17 protein-coding genes and 1 pseudogene are annotated in these 21,499 nt (G+C 73.4%); 4 read left to right on the plus strand and 14 right to left on the minus strand.

What is annotated here, in order from left to right; genetic code table 11:
- From GKC29_RS00005 to eno, 9 genes and pseudogenes are all read right to left on the minus strand, one after another.
- Positions 1 to 328 (minus strand): annotated as a pseudogene (locus GKC29_RS00005) (dienelactone hydrolase family protein); the annotation flags it as partial.
- A gap of 11 nt (positions 329 to 339) precedes the next feature.
- On the minus strand, positions 340 to 936 hold the full coding sequence (locus GKC29_RS00010) for a hypothetical protein (protein WP_230688858.1): 597 nt from the start codon (positions 934 to 936) through the stop codon (positions 340 to 342).
- A gap of 231 nt (positions 937 to 1,167) precedes the next feature.
- A complete protein-coding gene (locus GKC29_RS00015; RefSeq protein ID WP_155328839.1) occupies positions 1,168 to 2,214 on the minus strand; it encodes a hypothetical protein in 1,047 nt (348 codons plus the stop codon).
- Positions 2,211 to 2,543 carry a PadR family transcriptional regulator gene (locus GKC29_RS00020; protein ID WP_155328840.1) on the minus strand — a complete coding sequence of 111 codons (333 nt, stop codon included), beginning with the start codon at positions 2,541 to 2,543 and terminating at the stop codon, positions 2,211 to 2,213. Before GKC29_RS00020 ends, GKC29_RS00015 begins: the two co-directional genes overlap by 4 nt.
- 66 nt (positions 2,544 to 2,609) lie before the next feature.
- Positions 2,610 to 3,542 (minus strand): Ppx/GppA phosphatase family protein, encoded by a 933-nt coding sequence (locus GKC29_RS00025; protein WP_155333911.1) that lies wholly within the window; start codon positions 3,540 to 3,542, stop codon positions 2,610 to 2,612.
- A gap of 150 nt (positions 3,543 to 3,692) precedes the next feature.
- On the minus strand, positions 3,693 to 4,205 hold the full coding sequence (locus GKC29_RS00030; RefSeq protein WP_155328841.1) for an amino-acid N-acetyltransferase: 513 nt from the start codon (positions 4,203 to 4,205) through the stop codon (positions 3,693 to 3,695).
- Position 4,206: 1 nt separating this feature from the next.
- Positions 4,207 to 4,764, minus strand: coding sequence for a DUF501 domain-containing protein (locus GKC29_RS00035; protein WP_155333912.1), 558 nt, complete (start codon positions 4,762 to 4,764; stop codon positions 4,207 to 4,209).
- 40 nt (positions 4,765 to 4,804) lie between these two features.
- Positions 4,805 to 5,434, minus strand: coding sequence for a septum formation initiator family protein (locus GKC29_RS00040; protein ID WP_155333913.1), 630 nt, complete (start codon positions 5,432 to 5,434; stop codon positions 4,805 to 4,807).
- Between the two features lie 32 nt (positions 5,435 to 5,466).
- Positions 5,467 to 6,750, minus strand: coding sequence for a phosphopyruvate hydratase (gene eno, locus GKC29_RS00045; RefSeq protein WP_155328842.1), 1,284 nt, complete (start codon positions 6,748 to 6,750; stop codon positions 5,467 to 5,469).
- Positions 6,751 to 6,995: 245 nt separating this feature from the next.
- Between eno and GKC29_RS00050 the strand changes: the two genes are divergently transcribed.
- Both GKC29_RS00050 and nudC read left to right on the plus strand, forming a co-directional pair.
- Positions 6,996 to 7,688 (plus strand): hypothetical protein, encoded by a 693-nt coding sequence (locus GKC29_RS00050; protein ID WP_155328843.1) that lies wholly within the window; start codon positions 6,996 to 6,998, stop codon positions 7,686 to 7,688.
- A complete protein-coding gene (gene nudC / locus GKC29_RS00055) occupies positions 7,685 to 8,707 on the plus strand; it encodes an NAD(+) diphosphatase (protein WP_230688859.1) in 1,023 nt (340 codons plus the stop codon). The genes GKC29_RS00050 and nudC overlap by 4 nt, the downstream gene beginning before the upstream one ends.
- Before the next feature lie 66 nt (positions 8,708 to 8,773).
- Here the strand turns inward: nudC and GKC29_RS00060 are convergent, their stop codons facing one another.
- The 4 genes from GKC29_RS00060 to mfd all read right to left on the minus strand — a co-directional run bounded on the left by GKC29_RS00060 (position 8,774) and on the right by mfd (position 15,948).
- The gene (locus GKC29_RS00060; RefSeq protein ID WP_155328844.1) at positions 8,774 to 10,393 is read right to left on the minus strand and encodes a DUF885 domain-containing protein; all 1,620 of its coding nucleotides are present in this window, start codon (positions 10,391 to 10,393) and stop codon (positions 8,774 to 8,776) included.
- A 109-nt stretch (positions 10,394 to 10,502) separates the two neighbouring features.
- Positions 10,503 to 11,486, minus strand: coding sequence for a nucleoside triphosphate pyrophosphohydrolase (locus GKC29_RS00065; protein WP_155328845.1), 984 nt, complete (start codon positions 11,484 to 11,486; stop codon positions 10,503 to 10,505).
- A 2-nt stretch (positions 11,487 to 11,488) separates the two neighbouring features.
- A complete protein-coding gene (locus GKC29_RS00070; RefSeq protein ID WP_155328846.1) occupies positions 11,489 to 12,262 on the minus strand; it encodes a hypothetical protein in 774 nt (257 codons plus the stop codon).
- A 50-nt stretch (positions 12,263 to 12,312) separates the two neighbouring features.
- Positions 12,313 to 15,948, minus strand: a complete 3,636-nt coding sequence (gene mfd / locus GKC29_RS00075; protein ID WP_155328847.1) for a transcription-repair coupling factor — start codon at positions 15,946 to 15,948, stop codon at positions 12,313 to 12,315.
- A 378-nt stretch (positions 15,949 to 16,326) separates the two neighbouring features.
- Here mfd and GKC29_RS00080 point away from each other — a divergent pair, with 378 nt between their 5' ends.
- Entirely contained in the window at positions 16,327 to 17,241 is a 915-nt protein-coding gene (locus GKC29_RS00080) for a cyclase family protein (protein ID WP_155328848.1), read from the plus strand.
- Positions 17,242 to 17,352: 111 nt separating this feature from the next.
- Here the strand turns inward: GKC29_RS00080 and GKC29_RS00085 are convergent, their stop codons facing one another.
- Positions 17,353 to 18,393 (minus strand): S66 peptidase family protein, encoded by a 1,041-nt coding sequence (locus GKC29_RS00085; RefSeq protein ID WP_155328849.1) that lies wholly within the window; start codon positions 18,391 to 18,393, stop codon positions 17,353 to 17,355.
- A 302-nt stretch (positions 18,394 to 18,695) separates the two neighbouring features.
- Between GKC29_RS00085 and ppc the strand changes: the two genes are divergently transcribed.
- Entirely contained in the window at positions 18,696 to 21,482 is a 2,787-nt protein-coding gene (gene ppc, locus GKC29_RS00090; protein ID WP_155328850.1) for a phosphoenolpyruvate carboxylase, read from the plus strand.
- Positions 21,483 to 21,499 lie beyond the last annotated feature (17 nt).

Raw genomic sequence — 21,499 nt, forward strand, 5'->3', positions numbered from 1 at the left:
GCACAGCCGATCTTGCCGGCGACCTCGAGGCGGCCGGCGAGGTAGTCGGCCGCGACCGCGATGTCGGCGGCGGCCTCGTCCATCTGCGTGCTGTTCAGGATCTGGCGGGGCTCGTCCGGCTTGCTGGCCGGCCCGCCGTGCCGGAAGTCCGGGCGAGGGCCACGAAACGGCCTCGGCGAACCGGTCGACGACCGCCCGGACGTGGGGTACGAGGCCCCCACCAGTCCTGGATCACGATGACCGCCGGGCTGGCCGCACCGCCGGACGGTATCGCGAGATACCCCTCGCCCGTACCCCCGTTGCTCCGGTACGTCACCATCTCGCCCATCGGCCGTCCTCCTAGCGGTCAGTCATCGTTGGCTGGTCGCCCAGTGGTCCTACGTGCCGGTAGCCTGCCACGCCGCGACCGTGCCGGGAAGACGCCGGAGAAGTGGCATTCACCTCCCGTTCGCTCGTCGGTGGCCCGGGCACGGCGACGGCGGCGCGGTGGTGAGCCGCGCCGCCGTCGGTTCCTCCGGTCGGGCCGGTCAGGCCTTCTTGGTCAGGCAGAGCAGGTAGCCCGTCTTGCCCGGCTCGATGGCGGAGAAGACGTAGCCCTCCTGGCCCTCCTTGAAGAACTGGTCGCAGGCCGCACCGGTGCGGGCCTGCGCCTCGGTCTGGCCGTCGACCCGACACGACCACCGTGTACGCGGCGTCGGTGGAGGTGCACTCGACCACCTTGGCGCCGTCGACCTCCTCCTGCTCGGAGCCGGTCACCTCGGGCAGCTCGGCGATGCAGTCACCGGCCTTCGCGTCGGCGGTCTCGTCCTTGTTGAAGAAGCCTCCGATCGCCGAACCGACGCCGAACTTGAGACCGGCGATCACCAGGGCGACGACGATCGCGCCGACGATGCCGAGCACCTTCTTGCCACCGGACTTCTTGGCCGGCTCCTCCACCGGCGGCGGCGCCTGAACGCCGGGCTGGGGCTGGGCGGCGTCCGGTGCGGGGGGCGGTGCGACCTGCTCTGACACGGGGATTCCTTCCGAGGGGTGAATGTGCGGACGAAACCGTAGCGATCATCAGCGCCGCCCGCCGCCCCGTGAGCCTCATCCTTTCAGCCATTTCCCAGGAACGAGGAAGGGCCCCTTCTTAACGCCTGGCGAGGTGAAGGGGCCCCTTCTTAACACTCAGCCGGTGGGCTCCGCGCTCGGCGACAGCGCCGTCGGCGACGCGGACCCCGTCGGGGCGGGACTCGCCGTGGGCGCGGGAGTCGCCGTCGACGCGGGAGTCGCCGCGGGCGCGGCTGTGGCGGTCGGCCCGGGCGTGGCCGTGGGCAGCGGCGGGAGCACCGGCTGGGGCGGCGTCGGGTTCAACCGCGGCGCGAACGGCGCCGCGTCCGGGCAGTACGGGTACGGGCGCAGCAGCGGGTTGCCCCGGCCGGTCGGGTCACCGAGGTCAGGACAGTCCGGATAGCCCAGCCGGATCGGGTCGCCGTTCTGGTCGAAGAGCCGGGCGTTCTGCACCAACCGCCCCTCGCTGTCGTACACGAAGACGTCCCGGATGTGGTCGTACCGGCCGTCGATGGAGATCTGCTCGTAGCCGCCGTAGTCGTTCCAGCGGGCACGGTCGTCCACGCTGGCCAGGCCGACCAGGGCGAAGACCACCAGCACGGCGTGCCCGGCGAACAGCAGCCGGCGCTTCGGCCGGCTCAGCCCGGCCGTGTGGTGGCCCAGCCAGATCGAGGCGAGCACGCTACCGCCCAGCAGGACCAGCCCGGCGAGTTCACTGCCGTTGAGGCTCGGCACCAGGCCGAACGAATCACCGGTGGTGATCACCGTGACCAGCATGGCCGCGAGGTAGCCGCGCAGCACCCACCAGGCCGGGTTGAGCAGCCGGAGGAACTCGCTCGCCGTGGCGTACCCCAGGGGTGGTCCGAGCTGGACGTCCCACCGCCGTACCCGGGCGCGGAGCCGGTCCCCGGCGGCGCCGAACCGGCGGCCGAAGCGGCGCCCGCCGCCCGCGACGCCGACGCCGGCCGCCCCGCGCAGCTCGGCGGCGTACGCCTCGGGCTCGCCCAGCCGCTCGACCAGCGACCCGCCGGCCTCGGCGGCGACCTCGGCCAGGTGCTCCGCGAGGTCCTCGGTCAGCTCGTCGCGGACCGGCGGTGGCAGGTCGGCCAGCGCGGCCCGGACCCGGGCGACGTAGTCGGTGATCTCCTGCTCCGAGACGGTCATGCCGCCCTCCCCCGATCGTCGAGCAGTGTGTCCATGGTGGTGGCGAAGGAACGCCAGAGCTTGCCGGACCGGGTCAGCTGGTCGCGGCCGGCGGCGTTGAGTGCGTAGTACTTGCGGTGCGGTCCGACTTCGCTGGGCACGACGTACGTGGTGAGCAGGCCGGCGGCGAAGAGGCGGCGCAGCGTGCCGTACACGGAGGCGTCACCGACCTCGTCCAGGCCGGCCTCGCGCAGGCGGCGCAGGATGTCGTAGCCGTAGCCGTCCTCGTCGCGGAGGACGGCGAGGACCGCGAGGTCCAGCACACCCTTCAAGAGTTGTGTGGTGTCCACGCATTGCACACTAGTGCGCATTGCGAAGTAGCGTCAACGAAACGCGCCGAGGCACGGTTCCGTCGGCTACCGCTGGAGGGACCAGGCGATGCCGTCGAGGATGTCGTGCTCGGAGGCGACGACGGAGTCCATGCCGGCGCGTTCCATGATCACGCGGAGCACCAGGGCGCCGGCCCCGATCACGTCGGCCCGGCCCGGGTGCATCACCGGGATCGCCAGCCGCTCGCCCCGGCTCTTCGCCAGCAGGTCGGCGGTCACGTCGGCCACCGCGTCGTACGACACCCGGGCGTGGTGGATGCGCTCCGGGTCGTACTCGGTGAGGCCCTGGGCGATCGCGACGACGGTCGTCACCGACCCGGCGAGCCCGACCAGCGTGGCGGCCTCCCGGCCCGGCACCACGTCGAGCGCGCGGTCCACCGCGACCGCGATGTCGGCCTGCGCGGCGGCGATCTCGTCCAGGCCCGGCGGGTCGCCGTGCAGGTGCCGCTCGGTCATCCGGACGCACCCGATGTCCATGGAGATCGCGGCGTCGACGCCGTCGGCGCGGGTGCCGACGACGAACTCGGTCGAGCCGCCGCCGATGTCGACCACCAGGTACGGCTCCCGCGCGTCCGCGGGCAGCCCGCGCACCGCCCCGGTGAACGACAGCCGCGCCTCCTCGTCCCCGGTCACCACCTCCGGAGGCACGCCGAGGGTCTCCTGCACCATGGCCCGGAAGTCGGCGGCGTTCTCCGCGTCCCGGCTCGCCGAGGTGGCGCACATCCGGACCCGCTCGGCGCCCAGCTTCTCGATCTCGGCGGCGTAGTCGGCGAGCGCCACCCGGGTCCGCTCGATCGCCTCCGGGGCCAGCCGGCCGGTCCTGTCGACGCCCTGGCCCAGCCGGACGATCTCCATCCGGCGGCTCACGTCGGCCAGCGGCGCGGTGGGGCCCGCCGCCGGGTCGGGCAGGTCGGCGACCAGCAGGCGGATCGAGTTGGTCCCGCAGTCGATGGCGGCCACGCGCGTCGTCACGCCCGCAACCCTACGGCAGGTCGGCTGCCCGGGCCGCGACACCGCAGCCCGTCGCGTGATCGACTCCGTGCCACCGGCATCGCGGTATCCGCAGGTCCCCAACCCCATGATGCCGGCGACAAGGAGTGGATCAAGGGGTCAGAGCCGGAGCAGCATCCGGGTGTTGCCGAGGGTGTTCGGCTTGACCCGCTCCAGGTCGAGGAACTCGGCGACGCCCTCGTCGTACGAACGCAGCAACTGCTCGTACACGGGGTGCGGCACCGGCGCGCCGTCGATCTCGGTGAAGCCGAACGAGGCGAAGAACCGGGTCTCGAAGGTCAGCACGAAGATCCGCGCCACGCCCAGCTCCCGGGCCGCGTCGATCAGCTCGCCGACGATCCGGTGGCCGATCTTGCGGCCGCGGCACGCCGGGTCGACCGCCACCGTACGGATCTCGGCCAGGTCCTCCCACATGACGTGCAGCGCCCCACACCCGACCACGGTGCCGTCCGGCGTGACCGCGACCCGGAACTCCTGCACGTCCTCGTAGAGCGTGACCGTCGCCTTGCTGAGCAGCCGCCGGTCGTCCGTGTACGTGTCGACCAGGCGGCGGATGCCCCGGACGTCGGCCGTCCGGGCACGCCGCACAAGAATCTCGTCGACGGCGGTCATCTCACTCGCCCGCCGGCACGTCCACACACGGCCCGGCGGCCCACCACTGCTCGACCAGGCCGAGCGTCTCGTCACCGAACGGGTTCACCCCCGGGCCGGCGCCGAGCGCGTGCCCGAGGTGCACGTGCAGGCACTTCACCCGGCCCGGCATCCCGCCGGCCGAGATGCCGGCGATCTCCGGCACGTGACCGATCGCCTCCCGCCGGGCCAGGTAGTCCTCGTGCGCCGCCCGGTAGTGCGCGGCCAGCTCCGGATCCTCCGCGAGCCGGTCGGCCATCTCCTTCATCAGCCCGGCCGACTCCAGCCGGCTGCACGCGGCGGTCGCGCGGGGGCAGGTCAGGTAGAACAGCGTCGGGAAGGGAGTGCCGTCGGCCAGGCGCGGCGTCGTCTCCACCACGTCGGGCAGGCCGCACGGACACCGGTGGGCCACCGCCCGCGTGCCGCGCGGCGCGCGGCCGAGCTGCGCGGCCACCGCGGCCAGGTCGGCCTCGGTGGCCGGCTCGCGCTGCGGCAGGGGTACGGAGGCCGCCGCCGGCTCCTGCGGTGGTACGACTGTCACGCTGCTCATTCCTCGTTCGTGCGGGGTGCTGATCCGGTGCTCAGGCGGCGGGCCGTTCGCCGTTGGCCGCCTCCACGCTCGACCAGAGCGTGTCGTACCAGGCGTCGGGGGCTGCCGGCCCGGCCGGGCCGGCCTGACGGCCGGCGTCCCGGGCGGCGCCCTCGGGGTCGCGCAGCACCACCATGATGTTCTCGTCCGGGCGGACCATGAAGAACCGTTCCCGCGCCTTGGCCTCGATGTACTTCGGGTCCTGCCACTTGGCGGCCCGCTCGGAGAGCTCCTTGATCGTCTCCCGCTGCTCCGCCTGGGCGGCCTCCATGCGGGCGATGTCGGCCTGCTGGTCCAGGTAGACCCGGACCGGGTAGGTGTAGCCGAGGGCGAGCGCGATCAGCACCGCGAACAGCACGGTGGCCCGCCCGGTGAAACGTCGGGGGTGGGGTGCGACGAGCCGCTTGACGCTGCCGCCGGCAGCCGCCCGCCGGGCGGCCGGGCGGTTCGCGGAGCGTACTCCGTCGGTGGCGCGGGCCGACGCGCGACCGTCGGTCGACCGCGGCTCCGCGCGGACGCCGCCGTCCCGGACCGGCCGGGCACCGCGAGCCCCGCCCGGCCGGCCGGTCTGACCCGGCCGGCGGGCCGGACGCTGACCACCCGGCGTGCGGCGCTGCTGCATCGTCACACCCCTCCCCCGAGGCTTCGCGACCCTCAGGCCGAACGGTAGCGCGGGAAGGCGCCCGCCCCGGCGTACCGCGCCGCGTCGGCCAGCTCCTCCTCGATCCGCAGCAGCTGGTTGTACTTGGCGACGCGGTCCGACCGGGCCGGGGCGCCGGTCTTGATCTGGCCGCAGCCGGTGGCCACCGCCAGGTCGGCGATGGTGGTGTCCTCGGTCTCGCCGGAGCGGTGGCTCATCATGCACTTGAAACCGGCCCGGTGGGCCAGGTCCACCGCGTCCAGGGTCTCGGTGAGCGAACCGATCTGGTTGACCTTCACGAGGACGGCGTTGGCGGCGTTCTCGGCGATGCCGCGGGCGATGCGCTGCGGGTTGGTGACGAACAGGTCGTCGCCGACGATCTGGATGCGGTCGCCGATGGACGCGGTCAGCGTCTGCCAGCCGGACCAGTCGTCCTCCGCCAGCGGGTCCTCGATGGACACGATCGGGTACTGGTCGGCGAGCTTGGTGTAGTAGGTGCTCATCTCCTCGGCGGTCTTCGTGGCGCCCTCGAAGGTGTAGGTGCCGTTCTCGAAGAACTCCGTGGCCGCCACGTCCAGCGCGAAGACGATGTCGGTGCCGAGCCGGTAGCCGGCCTTCTCGACGGCCTCCGCGATGAGGTCCAGGGCGGCGGCGTTGGTGGGCAGGTTCGGCGCGAAGCCGCCCTCGTCACCGAGGCCGGTGGACAGGTTCTGCTTCTTCAGCACCGACTTGAGCGCGTGGTAGACCTCCGCGCCGGAGCGCAGCGCCTCGCGGAAGCTGGGCGCGCCGATCGGCGCGATCATGAACTCCTGGATGTCGACGTTGGAGTCCGCGTGGGCGCCACCGTTGAGGATGTTCATCATCGGGACCGGCAGCAGGTGCGCGTTCGGCCCGCCGAGGTAGCGGAACAGGCTCAGCTCGGCGCTGCCGGCGGCCGCCTTCGCCACCGCCAGGGAGACGCCCAGGATCGCGTTCGCGCCCAGCTCGCTCTTGTTGTCGGTGCCGTCGATGTCGAGCATCTTCTGGTCGATCAGGCGCTGCTCGCTGGCCTCGTACCCGATCAGCTCGTCGACGATCTTGTCCTCGATGTTCGAGACGGCGTTCTCCACGCCCTTGCCCAGGTAGCGGTCCTTGTCACCGTCGCGCAGCTCGATCGCCTCGAAGGCGCCGGTCGAGGCGCCGGACGGGACCGCGGCGCGGGCGATCGTGCCGTCGTCGAGCCCGACCTCGACCTCGACCGTCGGGTTGCCCCGCGAGTCGAGGATCTCCCGGGCGACGATTCCCTCGATGGTTGCCACTGAGTCGCTCCTCGTTTGTGTGTGCCGGTCCGGTATGGGCCGCGACGGTGCGGCTGAGGCAGGTGTTGCCACGCAGCGTATCGGGCGTCCCGGTGCCGCACCGCGTCGCCCGGCGTACCGGCGGACGGCCCGCCGGTCACGCTGTGTGTCCGGCTGTCGCCCGCGCTACGGACATTCCCGGATTCTCGTACGTCAACCGACAACGGGTTTGCGCGCGCTTGACCCGATCGGCAAGGCTGGTCGCCATGGCCGCCCCCTCGACCCCGCTCCGCCTGCTCGCCGTCTCGGTCGTCGCGTCGCTCACGGTCACCGGCTGTCAGACCCTCGACGACGCCGGCCGGGCCATCGGCCGCTCCGACCTGGTCAACGATCTCGCGACCCGGCTGGACCGGGCTCTGACGCTGACCTACTCGGCCGACTACCAGCTCCCCGCCGGCAAGACCGCGACGATCGCCCAGGACCAGGAGCCGGCGCGGTCGGCGTACACGTGGCCCGGGGGCAAGCTGACGGTTACGGAGGAGGCGACCACGAGGTGCGAGACGTCCGGCGGTCAGACGGTCTGCACGCTGGAGCCGCCGCCGGTCGCCACCACAAAGCCGTCGGTCACCGTGTTCGCCGAGGCCAAGCGGCAGGGACTGGTCACCCCGCCGGTGGTGGTGGGCCTGTTGACCGCCGCCGCCCTCGACCCGGACGCGGTCATCACGAACAGTGACACCACCCTCGCCGGGCGGCACGCCACCTGCGTCGAGGTCCGGGAGACGGCCGACGACTTCAGCGCCTGCGTCACCACGGAAGGGGCGCTGGCCAGCTTCACCGGCCAGGTGGACGGCAAGCCGGTCGAGCTGGCCCTCACCCGCTACCGGGAGGCCGTCGACAGCATGGCGTTCGAGCTGCCGCCCGGCGCGGGCGTGGTCGACCGCCGGCCGGCCGGGTCGTGACCGACCGGACGACCGGGAACGGCACGGCGGACGGGAACGACCGGACGGCCGGAAACGGCACGGCGGACGCGAACGACCGGACGGCCGGGAACGACACGGCGGACGGGAACCGCAGGGTCGGCCCGCCCCCGGCGGAGGGCCCGGGCGCGGCTCGTCCCTCCGCGTCCGGCGGCGGGACCGGTCCCGTCGCTGCCCCCGGTTTCGTCTCCGGAGCCGGTGCCGCCGGCACACCCGACGCCGGGGACCTGGCGCTGCCGGTGGCCGGGCGGAAGCTGCTCACCGGCGCGGACGGCAGCTTCCTCCGGGTCGCCGACCTGCCCGCCGACAGCCCGTGGGTGCCGCTCGGCACGCTCGACGGCCGCCCGGTGTGGGCCGTCGACGCGCCGGTGGCGGAGAGCCTGCCCGGCCGGTGGCACAGCTGGCCGTCCCTCGCCGCCCTGGTCCCCGAGCCGTACGCGACGCTCGCCGGGCGGGCACTGGCCGTCGTCACCTGGCGGCGGACGCACCGCTGGTGCGGGGCCTGCCGGGCGGAGCTCGCCGACGTGCCCGGCGAGATGGTGCGGCGCTGCCCCGGCTGCGAGCTGTACGTGCCGATGCAGCTCTCTGCCGCCGTCCTGGTGGCGATCACCCGAACCGGCCCCGACGGTGGCCCCGACGAGCTACTGCTCGTGCGGCACGCGTACGGGCCGACCGGGCTGTGGGCGCTGGTCGCGGGCTTCGTGGAGGCCGGCGAGACGCTGGAGGCGGCCGTCCACCGGGAGGTGGGCGAGGAGGTCGGGTTGACCGTCGCCCAGGTGGCGTACTTCGGCAGCCAGCCGTGGGCGATGTCCGGGCCGGGGACGCTGCTGACCGGTTTCACCGCCCGAGCCGCCGGCCCGCCGGCCGAGCCGGTGGTCGACGGGACGGAGCTGACCGAGGCGCGCTGGTTCCCGCTCGACCGGCTGCCGGCGGAGTTGCCGCCCGCGTACTCGATCTCCCGCTGGCTGATCGACGCCGCCGCGACCGGCGGGCGGCGCTGACGCGCCGAGCATCAGCGTTAAGAAGGGGCCCTTCCTCTACCGCGGGCGTTAACAGGGGGCCCTTCCTTACACCCCGAGCAGGGTGCGCAGGTGGCGTGGGGGCGGGCAGTCGTGGGCGAGCATCGCGTCGTGCCAGTCCCGGACGGACACCCCGTCGGGGCGGGCGGCGGCGATCTCGGCGACCTCGGTGTACCCGACGAAGTACGTGGACAGCTGCGTCGACGTGAGCAGCGCCCGCCGCCACTTGCCGGCGGCCTCGCCCTCCTCCTGGAAGCCACGCTCGGTCATCAGCGCCATCGCGTCCGTCTCGGTCATCCCCTCGCAGTGCACCAACTGGTCGAGCAGGGCGTTGATCGTCATCCGCAGCTGCATCTTGAGCTGCTGCAACCGCACCGGCACACCCCCGAAACCGCGCCCGGCCATCACCTCCTCGGCGTGCACCGCCCAGCCCTCGATGAACGGCCCGGACCGGGCGAGGGCCCGCACCCGGGTGCCACCGACGTGCCGGCGGGCGTGCGCGAGTTGGAGGAAGTGCCCGGGCATCGCCTCGTGCACCGTGAGGTTGCGGATCATGTGGTCGTTGTACTCCCGGTAGAACGACTCGACCCGGTGCGCCGGCCAGTCCGCCGGGGTGGGCGCGATGCAGTAGAACGTCGGCACGTCGGCCGTCTCCAGCGGCCCCGGCGAGTCGCAGTACGCGACCGCCACGCCGCGCGCGAACTCCGGCATCACCTGGATCACGCACGGGTCGTCGACCAGGGTCACCAGGTCGTGGGCGCGGACGAAGTCGCTCGCCTCGTCGAGCGTCGTCGAGGCGAGGTCGACGATGGTGTGGTCGTCCGGGTGCTCGGCGGCGAGCAGGTCCAGCGCCCGGCGTACCGTCTCGTCGTCGGCCGGCCCACCGACCAGCTCGACGGCCGCCGCACGGATCTCCTCGGTGACCCGGTCCAGGTTGACCCAGGCCCGCCGCTGGATCTCGGCGGCGCCCAGCTCGGTGTCGAGCGTGTGCCACAGCCGCGCCTCCCACCGGCGGCGCCCCAGGCGCGGGTCGCGGCCCGGCCCGGCGTCGGCGGCGAGGCCGGTGCGCAGCCACGCCACGAACTCCTCGATCGCCGCGATGGCCGTGGCCGCGGCGGGCGCGACGCGGTCGTGCCGCGCGGGTGCCGCGTCGAGCAGCGCCGGCACCTCGTCGCGGATCAGCGCCGCGGTGCCGGTGAACTGCCCGACCGCCGTCTCGGCGTGGATCCGCGGCATGTCGCGCAGCGTCGCACGCGCGGTGGCGAGGGCGTCGGGCAGGGCCTCCAGCCGGCCGGCGAGGCTGTCCAGCCGGACCTCGACCGGGGCGTACGGGCGGGCGACCAGCGCGTGCAGCAGCCCGCCGGGGTTGTGCCGGAGCGGGTCCCACTCGTGTGCGCGGATCTCGTCCCGTTCGAACAGCTCCCGGTCGACGAGGGCGGTCAGCAGGGCGTGGTCCACCTGGTCGTCCACGTCGAGCGCGTCACCGTCCACCTCGGACAGCGCGTCGGCCGCGTCCCGCAGCATCGCCCGATCGGCGGCCAGCGCGTCGGCGGACCAGTCCGGCAACCGGTCGTCGTGCCGGTGATCCCCCGCCGTGGCGGCCAGTCCGGGCCGGCTCTCCAGCAACGCGTCGACGATCCGCTCAGCCAGCGGCCCGAACTCCTGCATGGGAAGCACCCTACCGATCACCCAGCACCCGCACCCGCCTGGCGCCGATCGGCGTTGATCATGACGCTGGCGGGTGGTTCGATCTCGTACGCACCCGCCAACTTCATGATCAGCTTTGCGGGGCGGCGCCTTCGGCGGTGCGGACGGCTTCCGCGTAGGCCAGGGTGGCGCGGCGGAGGGCCGCTTCCGGGTCCAGGTCGGCTTCCCGCGCGGCGGCGACGGTGGTCAGGAGACCTGCGCCGAGTCTTGCCTCCGGGTCCACCTGGGTGTCCGCCAGCGGGGGTGGGACGGCCAGGCCGATGCGGGCGGCGCGCTCGAGGATCTTCGCCGCCAGAGCGAGAGCGGGCTGGCTCATGGCGATGCCGTCGAGAACCGAGTCGCGCGCCTTCTCGGCCCGCTTGATCCGCTCCCAGCTCGCCTCGATCTCCTCGATCGACGCCGCCCGGCCGTCGGCGAAGACGTGCGGGTTACGCCGGACCATCTTGTCGACCAGGCCACCGGCCACGTCGTCGACGGTCCACCGCTCGTCCTCGGGCAGCTCCTCGGCGAGCCGGGCGTGCAGCACCACCTGGAGCAGCACGTCCCCCAACTCCTCGCGCAGCGCGTCGGTGTCCCCGGCGCTGATCGCGTCGTACGCCTCGTAGCACTCCTCCAGCAGGAAACGGGCGAGGCTCCGATGGGTCTGCGCCCGCTTCCACGGGTCGCCGCCGGGCGAGACGAGGCGGTCCATCACCGCCACCGCGTCGAGCAGCCGGGCACCCGGCGGGTCCCACGAGCCGTACATCAGCTCCAGCTCGGCGAGGCCCGGCTCCCGGGCCAGGCGCAGACCCAGCTCACGGGCGAGGGACTCGTCGCCGGCCGGGCCGGCGAGCCACACCGCCGTGCCGTGGGCGGCGACCGTGTCCAGCAGCGCCTGGGTGGCCGGACCGTCGACCACGGTCACCTCGGCGCCCGCCGCGCGGACCGCCGCCGCCGTCGCGCTTTCCGCCCCGGCGAGCACCGGGTGCCGGCGTACGACGTCCCAGGCGGCCGCCGTGAGCAGCCCGGCCGGCAGCCGGGGCGAGGTGACCAGCAGGACGATCCGCGCCGACATGCTCAGCTGGCGACCGGCTCGGTCGCCTCGGCGCCGGTCGGCTCGACCGTCGGCAGCGGCTCCGGGGTGGAGATGTCGGTGACCGCGTCGGAGCCCGGCTCACCCAGCGGCACGCTCACCGCGGGCGCGTCGCCGGCGAAGCTGAGCACCGGGAACTCCAGCGGCCGGTAGCGGGGGTTGACCGTCACGTCGTACCCCTCGACGGCCTCGGCAAGCGACCGGCGGGTGGCGAGGGCCAGCCGCAGCTGGTCGCCGTCGAGCTGCCCGGCGGCGGCGTCGTCGGGAACGTCCGCCGGGATCACGCCCGCCTTGCGGCCGGCGGCGATGAGGTCGGCCAGCTCCTGCTCGGTCGGCGCGGCCGGCGTGCCGGTGGGGATGCCGGAGAGGCAGGTGTAGAGGGTGGCGACCTCGCGCACGTACTCCGTCTCCGGGGCGAGGCCGAGCTGGCGGGCGACCTGGGCCGGCTCCGCCCGGCCCTGCGGGCGGTAGCCCTTGTCGGCGGACACCCGCTCGCACACCTCGCCCAGCACGAGCGTGCCGACGATCTGGGCCCGGCCGGGCAGCGGCGGCGCCGGCTGGGCCGCCTCCGGCGCGTCCGGCGCGGCCGTCGGGGCGGCGGTCTGTGCCCGCAGCTCGTCGAGGATTCCGTTCACGGCCTCCTCGGTGATCCGCTGGTCACCGACGTACGCGGCGACACCCGGCTCGGTACGGCATCCGGCGAGGGCGACGAGGCCGACCGCCACGCTGGCGACGGCGACAAGACGGCGAGCACGCATGCCGGTCACTCTCTCACGCCGTCCCGGCGCGGTGTGACGGCCCCCACGCCTCACCGGGCCGCCCCCGCGAGGGCCGCCGGCTCGCCGAGCACGTCGGAGAGGAGCTGGGCGCACCACTCCAGCAGCGCCTGGTCGCGCAGCGGCTCGCCGCCGACCCGGCGGGTGCTCGGCCGCGGCACGCTGACCTGGTCGAGCGCCGCCTTGTAGACGGCGTCCGGGTGGTACCGCTTGAGCCGCAGCTGCTTCGAGTCCGGCAGCGGCAGCGGACCGAACCGGATGTGCTTGCCCTGCATGCTGACGTCGGTGAGGCCGTAGCGGCGGGCGAGCAGCCGGAACCGCGCCACCGCCACCAGGTTCTGCACCGGCGCGGGCGGCTCGCCGTACCGGTCGGTCATCTCGGCGACCACCTCGCGCAGCCGCTCCTCGTCGCGGGCCTCGGCCAGCTTGCGGTACATCTCCAGGCGCAGCCGCTCCACGCCGACGTAGTCGTGCGGCAGGTGCGCGTCCACCGGAAGGTCGACCTTGACCTCGACCTCCTCCTCCGGACGTTCCCCCTTGAACGCCTGCACCGCCTCGCCGACCATGCGCACGTACAGGTCGAAGCCGACGCCCTCGATGTGGCCGGACTGCTCGCCGCCGAGCAGGTTGCCGGCGCCCCGGATCTCCAGGTCCTTCATCGCCACGTACATGCCGGCGCCCAGCTCGGTGTGCTGCGCGATCGTGGCCAGCCGCTCGTGGGCGTGCTCGGTGAGCGGCTTGTCCGGCGGGTAGAGGAAGTACGCGTACGCCCGCTCCCGGCCCCGGCCGACCCGGCCGCGGATCTGGTGCAGCTGGGCCAGGCCGAGCAGGTCGGCGCGTTCCACGATCAGGGTGTTGGCGTTCGGGATGTCGATGCCGGACTCCACGATCGTGGTGCAGACCAGGACGTCGAACTCCTTCTCCCAGAAGCCGACCATGACCTTCTCCAGGGCCTCCTCGCCCAGCTGGCCGTGCGCCACCGCGACCCGCGCCTCGGGCACCAGCTCACGCAGCTTCCGCGCCGCCCGCTCGATCGACTCGACCCGGTTGTGCAGGTAGAAGACCTGACCGTCGCGGAGCAGCTCACGGTGGATGGCGGCGGCCACCTGCCGCTCGTCGTACGCCCCGACGGCGGTGAGCACGGGGTGCCGCTCCTCCGGCGGGGTGGCGATGGTGGACATCTCCCGGATGCCGGTGATCGCCATCTCCAGCGTCCGCGGGATCGGGGTGGCCGACATGCTGAGCACGTCGACCGCGGCCCGCATGGCCTTCAGGTGCTCCTTGTGCTCGACGCCGAAGCGCTGCTCCTCGTCGACGATGACCAGGCCGAGGGACTTGAACCGGGTGGACGCCTGGAGCAGCCGGTGGGTGCCGATGACGATGTCGGCGGTGCCGTCGGCGACCATGGCCAGGGTCTGCTCGGCCTCCTTCGGCGTCTGGAAGCGGGACAGCTGCCGGATCGTCACCGGGAACTGGCTCATCCGCTCGGCGAACGTGTTGTAGTGCTGCTGCACGAGCAGCGTCGTCGGCACGAGCACCGCCACCTGCTTGCCGTCCTGCACCGCCTTGAACGCGGCTCGGACGGCGATCTCGGTCTTGCCGTACCCGACGTCGCCGCAGATCAGCCGGTCCATCGGGACCGTCTGCTCCATGTCCCGCTTGACCTCCTCGATGGCGGCGAGCTGGTCCGGCGTCTCCTGCCAGGGGAAGGCGTCCTCCAGCTCCCGCTGCCACGGGGTGTCCGGCCCGAAGTTGTGCCCCTTGGACGCCTTCCGAGCGGCGTAGAGCTGGATCAGCTGGGCGGCGATCTCCCGGACCGCCTTGCGGGCGCGGGCCTTCGACTTCTGCCAGTCCGAGCCGCCCATCTTGTGCAGGGTGGGCTGCTCACCGCCGACGTAGCGGGAGAGCTGGTCGAGCTGGTCGGTGGGGACGAACAACCGGTCGCCGGGCTGGCCGCGCTTGCTCGGGGCGTACTCGATGACCAGGTACTCCCGGCTGGCGCCGTTGACCGTCCGCTGCACCAGCTCGACGTACCGGCCGATGCCGTGCTGCTCGTGCACGACGAAGTCGCCGGCCTTGAGCTCCAGCGGGTCGATGGTGTTACGCCGCCGGCTCGGCATTTTGCGCATGTCCCGGGTCGAGGTGCCCCGGCCGCCGGTCAGGTCGTCCCCGGTGAGCAGCACGAACCGGGACGCCTCGTCGACGAAACCGCCGATCAGCGACCCGCAGGTGACCAGCAGCTCCCCAGGGGCGGGCGCGGTCGGCACCTCCTCGGTCATCCGCGCGCCCAGGCCGGCGTCGCGCAGCACCTCGACGGCCCGCTGGGCGGGACCGTGCCCCGCGAAGACCAGCGCGATCGACCACCCCTCGCCCGCCCAGCGCTTGAGGTCGTCGACCACGCGGGCGGTCTCGCCGTGGTAGAGCGGGGCGGGCTGGGCCGCGAGGGTCACCGCGATCGCGTCGTCCGGGGTGACGTCCACCTCGACCGGCTCGTCCTCCCAGGGCTGTCGCGCGGGGGCCGCGGCCGGTTCGGCCAGCCCGAACGGCGAGACCGTCCACCAGGGCTGGCCCTGGACGCGGGCGGCCGCCCGGACGTCCGCGAGGGTCCGGAAGGCGGCGGCACCGAGGTCAATCGGCCTTTGTGCGCCGCTCGAGGCCGCCTCCCAGCTCGCTCGGAGAAATTCGTCTGCGGTACGCACCAGGTCGTGCGCCCGGGTGCGGATGCGCTCCGGGTCACAGAGCAGCACGTGGGTGCCGGCCGGCATGGTGTCGAGCAGCAGCTCCATCGAATCGGCACCGATCAGCGCCGGGGCGAGCGACTCCATGCCCTCGACCGGGATGCCCTCGGCCAGCTTGTCGAGGATCTCCGCCAGCTCCGGGTGCTCCTCGGCGAGGGCGGCGGCCCGTTTCCGCACCGACGGGGTCAGCAGCAGCTCCCGGCAGGGCGGGGCCCAGAGCTGGGGAACCGCCTCGATCGTGCGCTGGTCGGCCACCGCGAAGGTGCGGATCTCCTCCACCTCGTCGCCCCAGAACTCGACCCGGGACGGGTGCTCGTCGGTGGGCGGGAACACGTCGAGGATGCCGCCGCGTACGGCGAACTCGCCGCGCTTGGTGACCAGGTCGACCCGCGCGTACGCCATGTCGGTGAGCCGGCGCGCGACCTCCTCCAGGTCGGCCTCGTCGCCGGCGGCCAGCCGCACCGGTTCCAGGTCGCCGAGGCCCTTCAGCTGCGGTTGCAGCAGGGACCGGACCGGGGCGACCACCACCCGCAGCGGGCCGGTGCGGCCGTGCGCGTCGGCCGAGTCGGGGTGGGCCAGCCGGCGGAGCACGGCCAGCCGCCGGCCCACCGTGTCCGAACGCGGTGACAGCCGCTCGTGCGGGAGCGTCTCCCAGGAGGGGAAGACCGCCACCTGCTCTGCCGGGAGCAGGCTGCCCAGCGCCGAGGCGAGGTCGTCGGCCTCCCGGCTGGTGGCGGTGACCGCCAGCACCGGCCGGCCCGCGCCTCCCACCGGCTCGTCGGCCGCGACGGCGGCGACGGCGAACGGCCGCAGCGACGGCGGGGCGGTCAGGTCGAGCCCGTCGAGGCGGGCAGCACCGGATCGCGCCAGGTCACGGGCCCGGGCGAGGGCCGGGTCGGCCAGGGCGGCGGCGAAGAGTCCGGTGAGCATGTGTGATCACTTCCAGGGGGCGTCGGCACACGACTAAAGCCCCTCGTCCGGCGGGACGGGGGGTGCACGCCTGCCAGCCTATCTCCGTCCCCCGACGTTCTGCCCGCTTCCCGCCACCGTCGCCCGCCGCCTCACCCCGCCCCGCGCCGCCCCACCCCCGCCTCGCGCCGCCCCCACCCCCGCCTCGCGCCGCCCGGCCCCCGCTCCCGCCCCCGCGATCCGCGATCCGCGTCGGCGTTCGCGCGCTCAAGATCCGGACAACTTCGGGGAAGGTGCTGCCTTCCAAAGCCCGGAGGCAGCCCCTTCCCCGAAGTTGCGCCGGTCCCGTCCCATGAGGTGGATCTTGACCCGGCCGCGCCGTCATGGTCGGCTGAACCCATGAGCGGACAGTGGCGCGTGCAGTTCGACGCGGAGGTCACCTTCGCCAACGGTGGTGGGCTGCGAACCGAGGGATTCCGGCTGGACATCCCCGGTCGGGAGATCGACGACGCGGACCTGGCCGCGCTCTTCGTCCGGCACCTCGGGCTGCTGATGGTGGCCGACGTCCGCATCACGAACAAGACGATCATCGAGGAGCCGCACAAGGGCGGGCGCGGCGTTTCCGGGACCGGCGAGGATGCGCCGGGCCGCCGGCTGGTCGAGTTGAGCCACCCGGTCACCGACGGGATGGTCACACTTCCGGGCTGGCCGGCGCCGCGGATCACCGACTGGCTGACCCGGGAGGCGTCCCGCGCGAACTACGCCCCGGGCACCGAGTTCCACGTCGCCCGGATCGAAATGATCGCCAACACGGGCACGTACGTGGACACCCCCGCGCACCGCTACGCCGACGGTGCCGATCTCACCGGCACACCGCTCGACCGGCTCGCCGACCTGCCCGGCGTCGTGGTCCGGGTGCCCGCCGACACCCGCGCGGTGGACCGGCTGCTGCTGGCCCCGTACGACGTCGCCGGCAAGGCGGTGCTGCTGCACACCGGCTGGTCGGCGCACTTCGGCACCGACCGGTACGGCGCACCCGAGGCCCCGTACCTCACCGGCGACGGCGCCGGCGCGCTGGTCGAGGCGGGCGCCGCCCTAGTCGGCATTGACTCGATCAACATCGACGACATGAGCCCGGCCGCGGCCGGCGAGCGCCCCGCGCACAGCGGCCTGCTGGCGGCCGGGATCCCGATCGTGGAGCACCTGACCGGGCTGGAGGCCCTTCCCCCGTCCGGATTCCGGTTCACCGCCGCGCCACCACGGGTGGCCGGCATGGGCACCTTCCCGGTCCGCGCCTTCGCCGTCGTGAGCTGATCGCGCCGGCACCGGAAAGATCGACACGGGATCCCGGGCATCGCGGCATCGCACCGTGTTGGACATCGCGATGCCCGGGGCATCGAGTGGATCTTCCTGGCCGCTCACCGATCAGTAGCGCACCGAGATGCGGCGGGCTGTCGCGTCGACGCGGACGTCACCGCCGTACGGGAGGATCAGCTGCGGGTCGGTGTGCCCGATGTCCAGATCGAAGACGACCACCGCGTACGGGTTGTACGTCGCCAGCGCCCGGGTCACCGCGGCCCGCTGCTCCGCCGCGTACGCCACCTTCTCCGCCGGGCCGAGCGGCCGGCTGAACTCCCACGCCTTCGGCCGGCCGACCAGCACGGCGGGGAACGTCCCGAGCAGGCCCCGCTCCCCCAGGTTGCGCAACATCCGGAAGACCTCGGTGGCCGACGGCAGCTCCTCGGAGGTTTCCAGCACGAAGACCGACCCGGCCAGCTCCGCCACGGGGGCGACCCGGTCGGCGGCGAGCAGCCAGTGCAGCACCTCCAGGTTGCCGCCCCAGATCCGGCCCTCGACCACCCGCTGCGGACCGGCCCAAATCCAGCCCGCGGCCGGGAACATCACCGGCTCGCGGGCCAGCGTGGCGGGGTCGTTCCAGTCGTTCGGCTGGTCGCCCCACTCGGTGGCCGGGGTCAGGTCGTACCAGCCGGTGGTGAAGAGCGCGGCGCGCAGCGAGTCGAACGTGAGCGGGTGCGGCGCACCGGGCCGGCCGAGGTGCACCAGCACCGAGCCGCCGTGGTAGCCGACCATCCCCAACCGGTGCAGGTGGTTCAGCAAGTTGGTGTTGTCCGAGTAGCCGAAGTACGGCTTCGGGTTCGCCCGCAGCACCGCGTCGTCGAGGTACGGCGTGACCGTGATCAGGTCCTCCCCGCCGACGGTGGCCAGCACGGCGGTGACCGTGGGGTCGGCGCAGGCGGCGGTCAGGTCCCGCGCCCGGTCGCGCGGGTCGGCGTCCATGACACGCGTGGTCGGGTACTCGACCGGCTCCAGGCCGAGGTCCTCGCGCAGCCGGCGCAGGCCCAGCTCGTACACGTGCGGGAAGAGGCCCGGCAGGCCGGCGGACGGGGAGACGACCGCGACCCGGTCGCCGGGGCGCGGCTTCGGTGGATAGCGCAACGTCGGCACGCTCCGAACGCTACCGACGCCCGCCGGTGGGCATCCGCGCCGGAGCCGGGGCGAAACGGCGTACCCGTTCGTACCGGACTCTAGGCTGGCGGAGTGATCGGCGACACCCTGCTCCGCCGCCACGGCCCGGCGTCCGTGCCGTGGCACCGGCCGGGAGCTGCGCGAATGCCTGAGATGTTAGGAAGGGACCCTTCCACAACAGAAGGCGTTAACAAGGGGCCCCTCCTTACACCCCGGTCCGCGCGGATACCATCCAGGGAGTCGGACAGCGCTGTCCTTCGTACTCACGTAAGGAGCGCACCGTGACCGACCAGCACGACCACGACGGCCCCGACGCCGCGCTGCGCGCCGACATCCGCCGCCTCGGCACCCTGCTCGGCCAGACCCTCGCCCGCCAGGAGGGCCGCCCCCTGCTCGACCTCGTCGAGGACATCCGCGCCCAGGTCCGCACCGACGCCCCGGCCGCCGCCCAGCGGCTCGCCGGGCTGGACGTCACCACGGGCACCAAGCTGGCCCGCGCGTTCTCCACGTACTTCCACCTGGCCAACATCACCGAGCAGGTCCACCGCGCCCGCGACCTTCGCCGCCGCCGCGCCATCCAGGGCGGCTGGCTGGACCAGGCGGCCAAGATGATCGCCGAGCGCGGGGTGCCCGCCGAGGAGATCGCCGCGGTGGCCCGCCGCCTCGCGGTGCGCCCGGTCTTCACCGCCCACCCCACCGAGGCCGCCCGCCGGTCGATCCTGTCGAAGCTCCGCGCGATCGCCGACGAACTGGACACCGAGACCAGCAACGCGATCCTGTACGGGGCCAGCGACGAGGGCCCCGCCAACCGCCGCCTCGCCGAACTGCTCGACCTCATGTGGCAGACCGACGAGCTGCGGCTGGACCGGCCCGACCCGACGGACGAGGCCCGCAACGCCATCTACTACCTGCGCGACCTGTACGCCGAGGCGGCGCCGCAGGTGCTCGACGACCTCGCCGACACGCTGCGCATGCTCGGGGTGGAGACCTCGCCGACCGCCCGGCCGCTGACCTTCGGCACCTGGATCGGCGGCGACCGGGACGGCAACCCGTTCGTCACCCCCACGGTGACCCGCGAAGTGCTGATCATCCAACACGAGCACGGCATCGCGGCCACCGAGAAGGCGATGGACCAGCTCATCAACGAGGTGTCGGTCTCCCGCCGGCTACGCGGCGTCTCGCTGGACCTCTCGGCCAGCCTGGCCGCCGACCTCGACGCGCTGCCCGAGGTGGCACCCCGGTTCCGCCGGGTCAACGCCGAGGAGCCGTACCGGCTGAAGGCCCGCTGCGTGAAGGCGAAGCTCGCCAACACCCGGCAGCGGCTGCGGCAGGGCACCGCCCACGTGCCGGGGCGGGACTACCGGGGGTCCGGCGAGCTGATCGCCGACCTGGAGTTGCTGCGCGCCTCGCTGGCCCGCAACTCCGGCCAGCTCACCGCCGTGGGCCGGCTCGCGTCGACCATCCGTACGGTGTCCGCGTTCGGCCTGCACCTCGCCACCATGGACGTCCGCGAGCACGCCGAGAAGCACCACGAGGTGCTGGCCCAGCTGTACGGCGCGGTGGGCGAGGTGGAGGACTACCCGTCGCTGAGCCGGCTGGAGCGCACCAAGCTGCTCGCCGACGAGCTGACCGGCCGGCGGCCGCTGTCCACCCTCGACACGCCGCTCACCGAGTCGGCCCGCAAGACGTTCGACGTGTTCGGCACGATCCGGGAGGCGCAGGACCGGTTCGGCACCGAAGTGATCGAGTCGTACATCATCTCGATGACCCTCGGCGTGGACGACGTGCTCGCCGCGGTCGTGCTGGCCCGCGAAGCCGGCCTGATCGACGTGCACAGCGGCCGGGCGCGGATCGGCTTCGTGCCGCTGCTGGAGACCCCCGCCGAGCTGAACGCCGGCGGTGAGCTGCTGGACGAGCTCTTGTCGCTGCCGGCGTACCGGGCGCTGGTCGCGGCCCGCGGTGACGTGCAGGAGGTGATGCTGGGCTACTCCGACTCCAACAAGGAGGCCGGCATCACCACCAGCCAGTGGTCCATCCACCGGGCGCAGCGCGCGCTGCGCGACGTCGCCGCCCGGCACGGCGTGCACCTGCGGCTCTTCCACGGCCGCGGCGGCACGGTCGGCCGGGGCGGCGGGCCCACGCACGACGCGATCCTGGCCCAGCCGTACGGGACGCTCGACGGTGCAATCAAGGTGACCGAGCAGGGCGAGGTCATCTCCGACAAGTACACCCTGCCGGCGCTGGCCCGGGAGAACCTGGAGCTGACCATGGCCGCCGTGCTCCAGGCGACGCTGCTGCACACCGCGCCCCGGCAGCCGGCCGAGATGCTGGAGCGGTGGGACGCGACGATGGACGTGGTCAGCGAGGCGGCGTTCCGGTCGTACCGGTCGCTGGTCGAGGACCCGGACCTGCCCGCGTACTTCTGGGCGTCGACCCCGACCGAGCTGCTGGGCGCGCTGAACATCGGCTCCCGGCCGGCGAAGCGCCCGAACACCGGCGCCGGGCTGGCCGGTCTGCGGGCCATCCCGTGGGTGTTCGGCTGGACCCAGACCCGGCAGATCGTCCCCGGCTGGTTCGGGGTGGGCTCCGGCCTGGCCGCCGCCCGCGAGGCCGGGCACGCGGACGTGCTCGCCGAGATGCACCGCAGCTGGCACTTCTTCCGGACGTTCCTGTCGAACGTCGAGATGATGCTGACCAAGACGGATCTGACGATCGCCCGCCGGTACGTGGAGACGCTGGTACCGAAGAAGCTGCACCCGATCTTCCACAAGATCGAGCAGGAGTACGAGCTGACCAAGCGCGAGGTGCTCGCGGTGACCGCCTCGCCGGCCCTGCTGGAGAGCTCGCCGGTGCTCCAGCGCACCCTCGCCGTGCGGGACACTTACCTGGAGCCTCTGCACCACCTGCAGGTGGCGCTGCTGCGGCAGTACCGGGAATCGGGCGCGGCGGGTCGTGCGGTGGCCACCGCGCCGGGTGGCCGGCGCGCGCCGAGCGACGGCACCGCCCTGGAGCGGGCCCTGCTCACCACCGTCAACGGCATCGCCGCCGGCATGCGCAACACCGGCTGAGGCGTAAGGAAGGGCCC

This window comes from Micromonospora sp. WMMC415 (assembly GCF_009707425.1).
In the GTDB taxonomy this organism is placed as follows: Bacteria; Actinomycetota; Actinomycetes; order Mycobacteriales; family Micromonosporaceae; genus Micromonospora.

Bases quoted from the DNA above. Each gene is read 5' to 3' on its own strand.
- GKC29_RS00015 (WP_155328839.1), bottom strand. From the start codon at position 2,214: ATGACCGTCTCGGAGCAGGAGATCACCGACTACGTCGCCCGGGTCCGG.
- GKC29_RS00030 (WP_155328841.1), bottom strand. From the start codon at position 4,205: ATGACCGCCGTCGACGAGATTCTTGTGCGGCGTGCCCGGACGGCCGAC.
- GKC29_RS00040 (WP_155333913.1), bottom strand. From the start codon at position 5,434: ATGCAGCAGCGCCGCACGCCGGGTGGTCAGCGTCCGGCCCGCCGGCCG.
- GKC29_RS00050 (WP_155328843.1), top strand. From the start codon at position 6,996: ATGGCCGCCCCCTCGACCCCGCTCCGCCTGCTCGCCGTCTCGGTCGTC.
- GKC29_RS00060 (WP_155328844.1), bottom strand. From the start codon at position 10,393: ATGCAGGAGTTCGGGCCGCTGGCTGAGCGGATCGTCGACGCGTTGCTG.
- GKC29_RS00065 (WP_155328845.1), bottom strand. From the start codon at position 11,486: ATGTCGGCGCGGATCGTCCTGCTGGTCACCTCGCCCCGGCTGCCGGCC.
- GKC29_RS00070 (WP_155328846.1), bottom strand. From the start codon at position 12,262: ATGCGTGCTCGCCGTCTTGTCGCCGTCGCCAGCGTGGCGGTCGGCCTC.
- mfd (WP_155328847.1), bottom strand. From the start codon at position 15,948: ATGCTCACCGGACTCTTCGCCGCCGCCCTGGCCGACCCGGCCCTCGCC.
- GKC29_RS00080 (WP_155328848.1), top strand. From the start codon at position 16,327: ATGAGCGGACAGTGGCGCGTGCAGTTCGACGCGGAGGTCACCTTCGCC.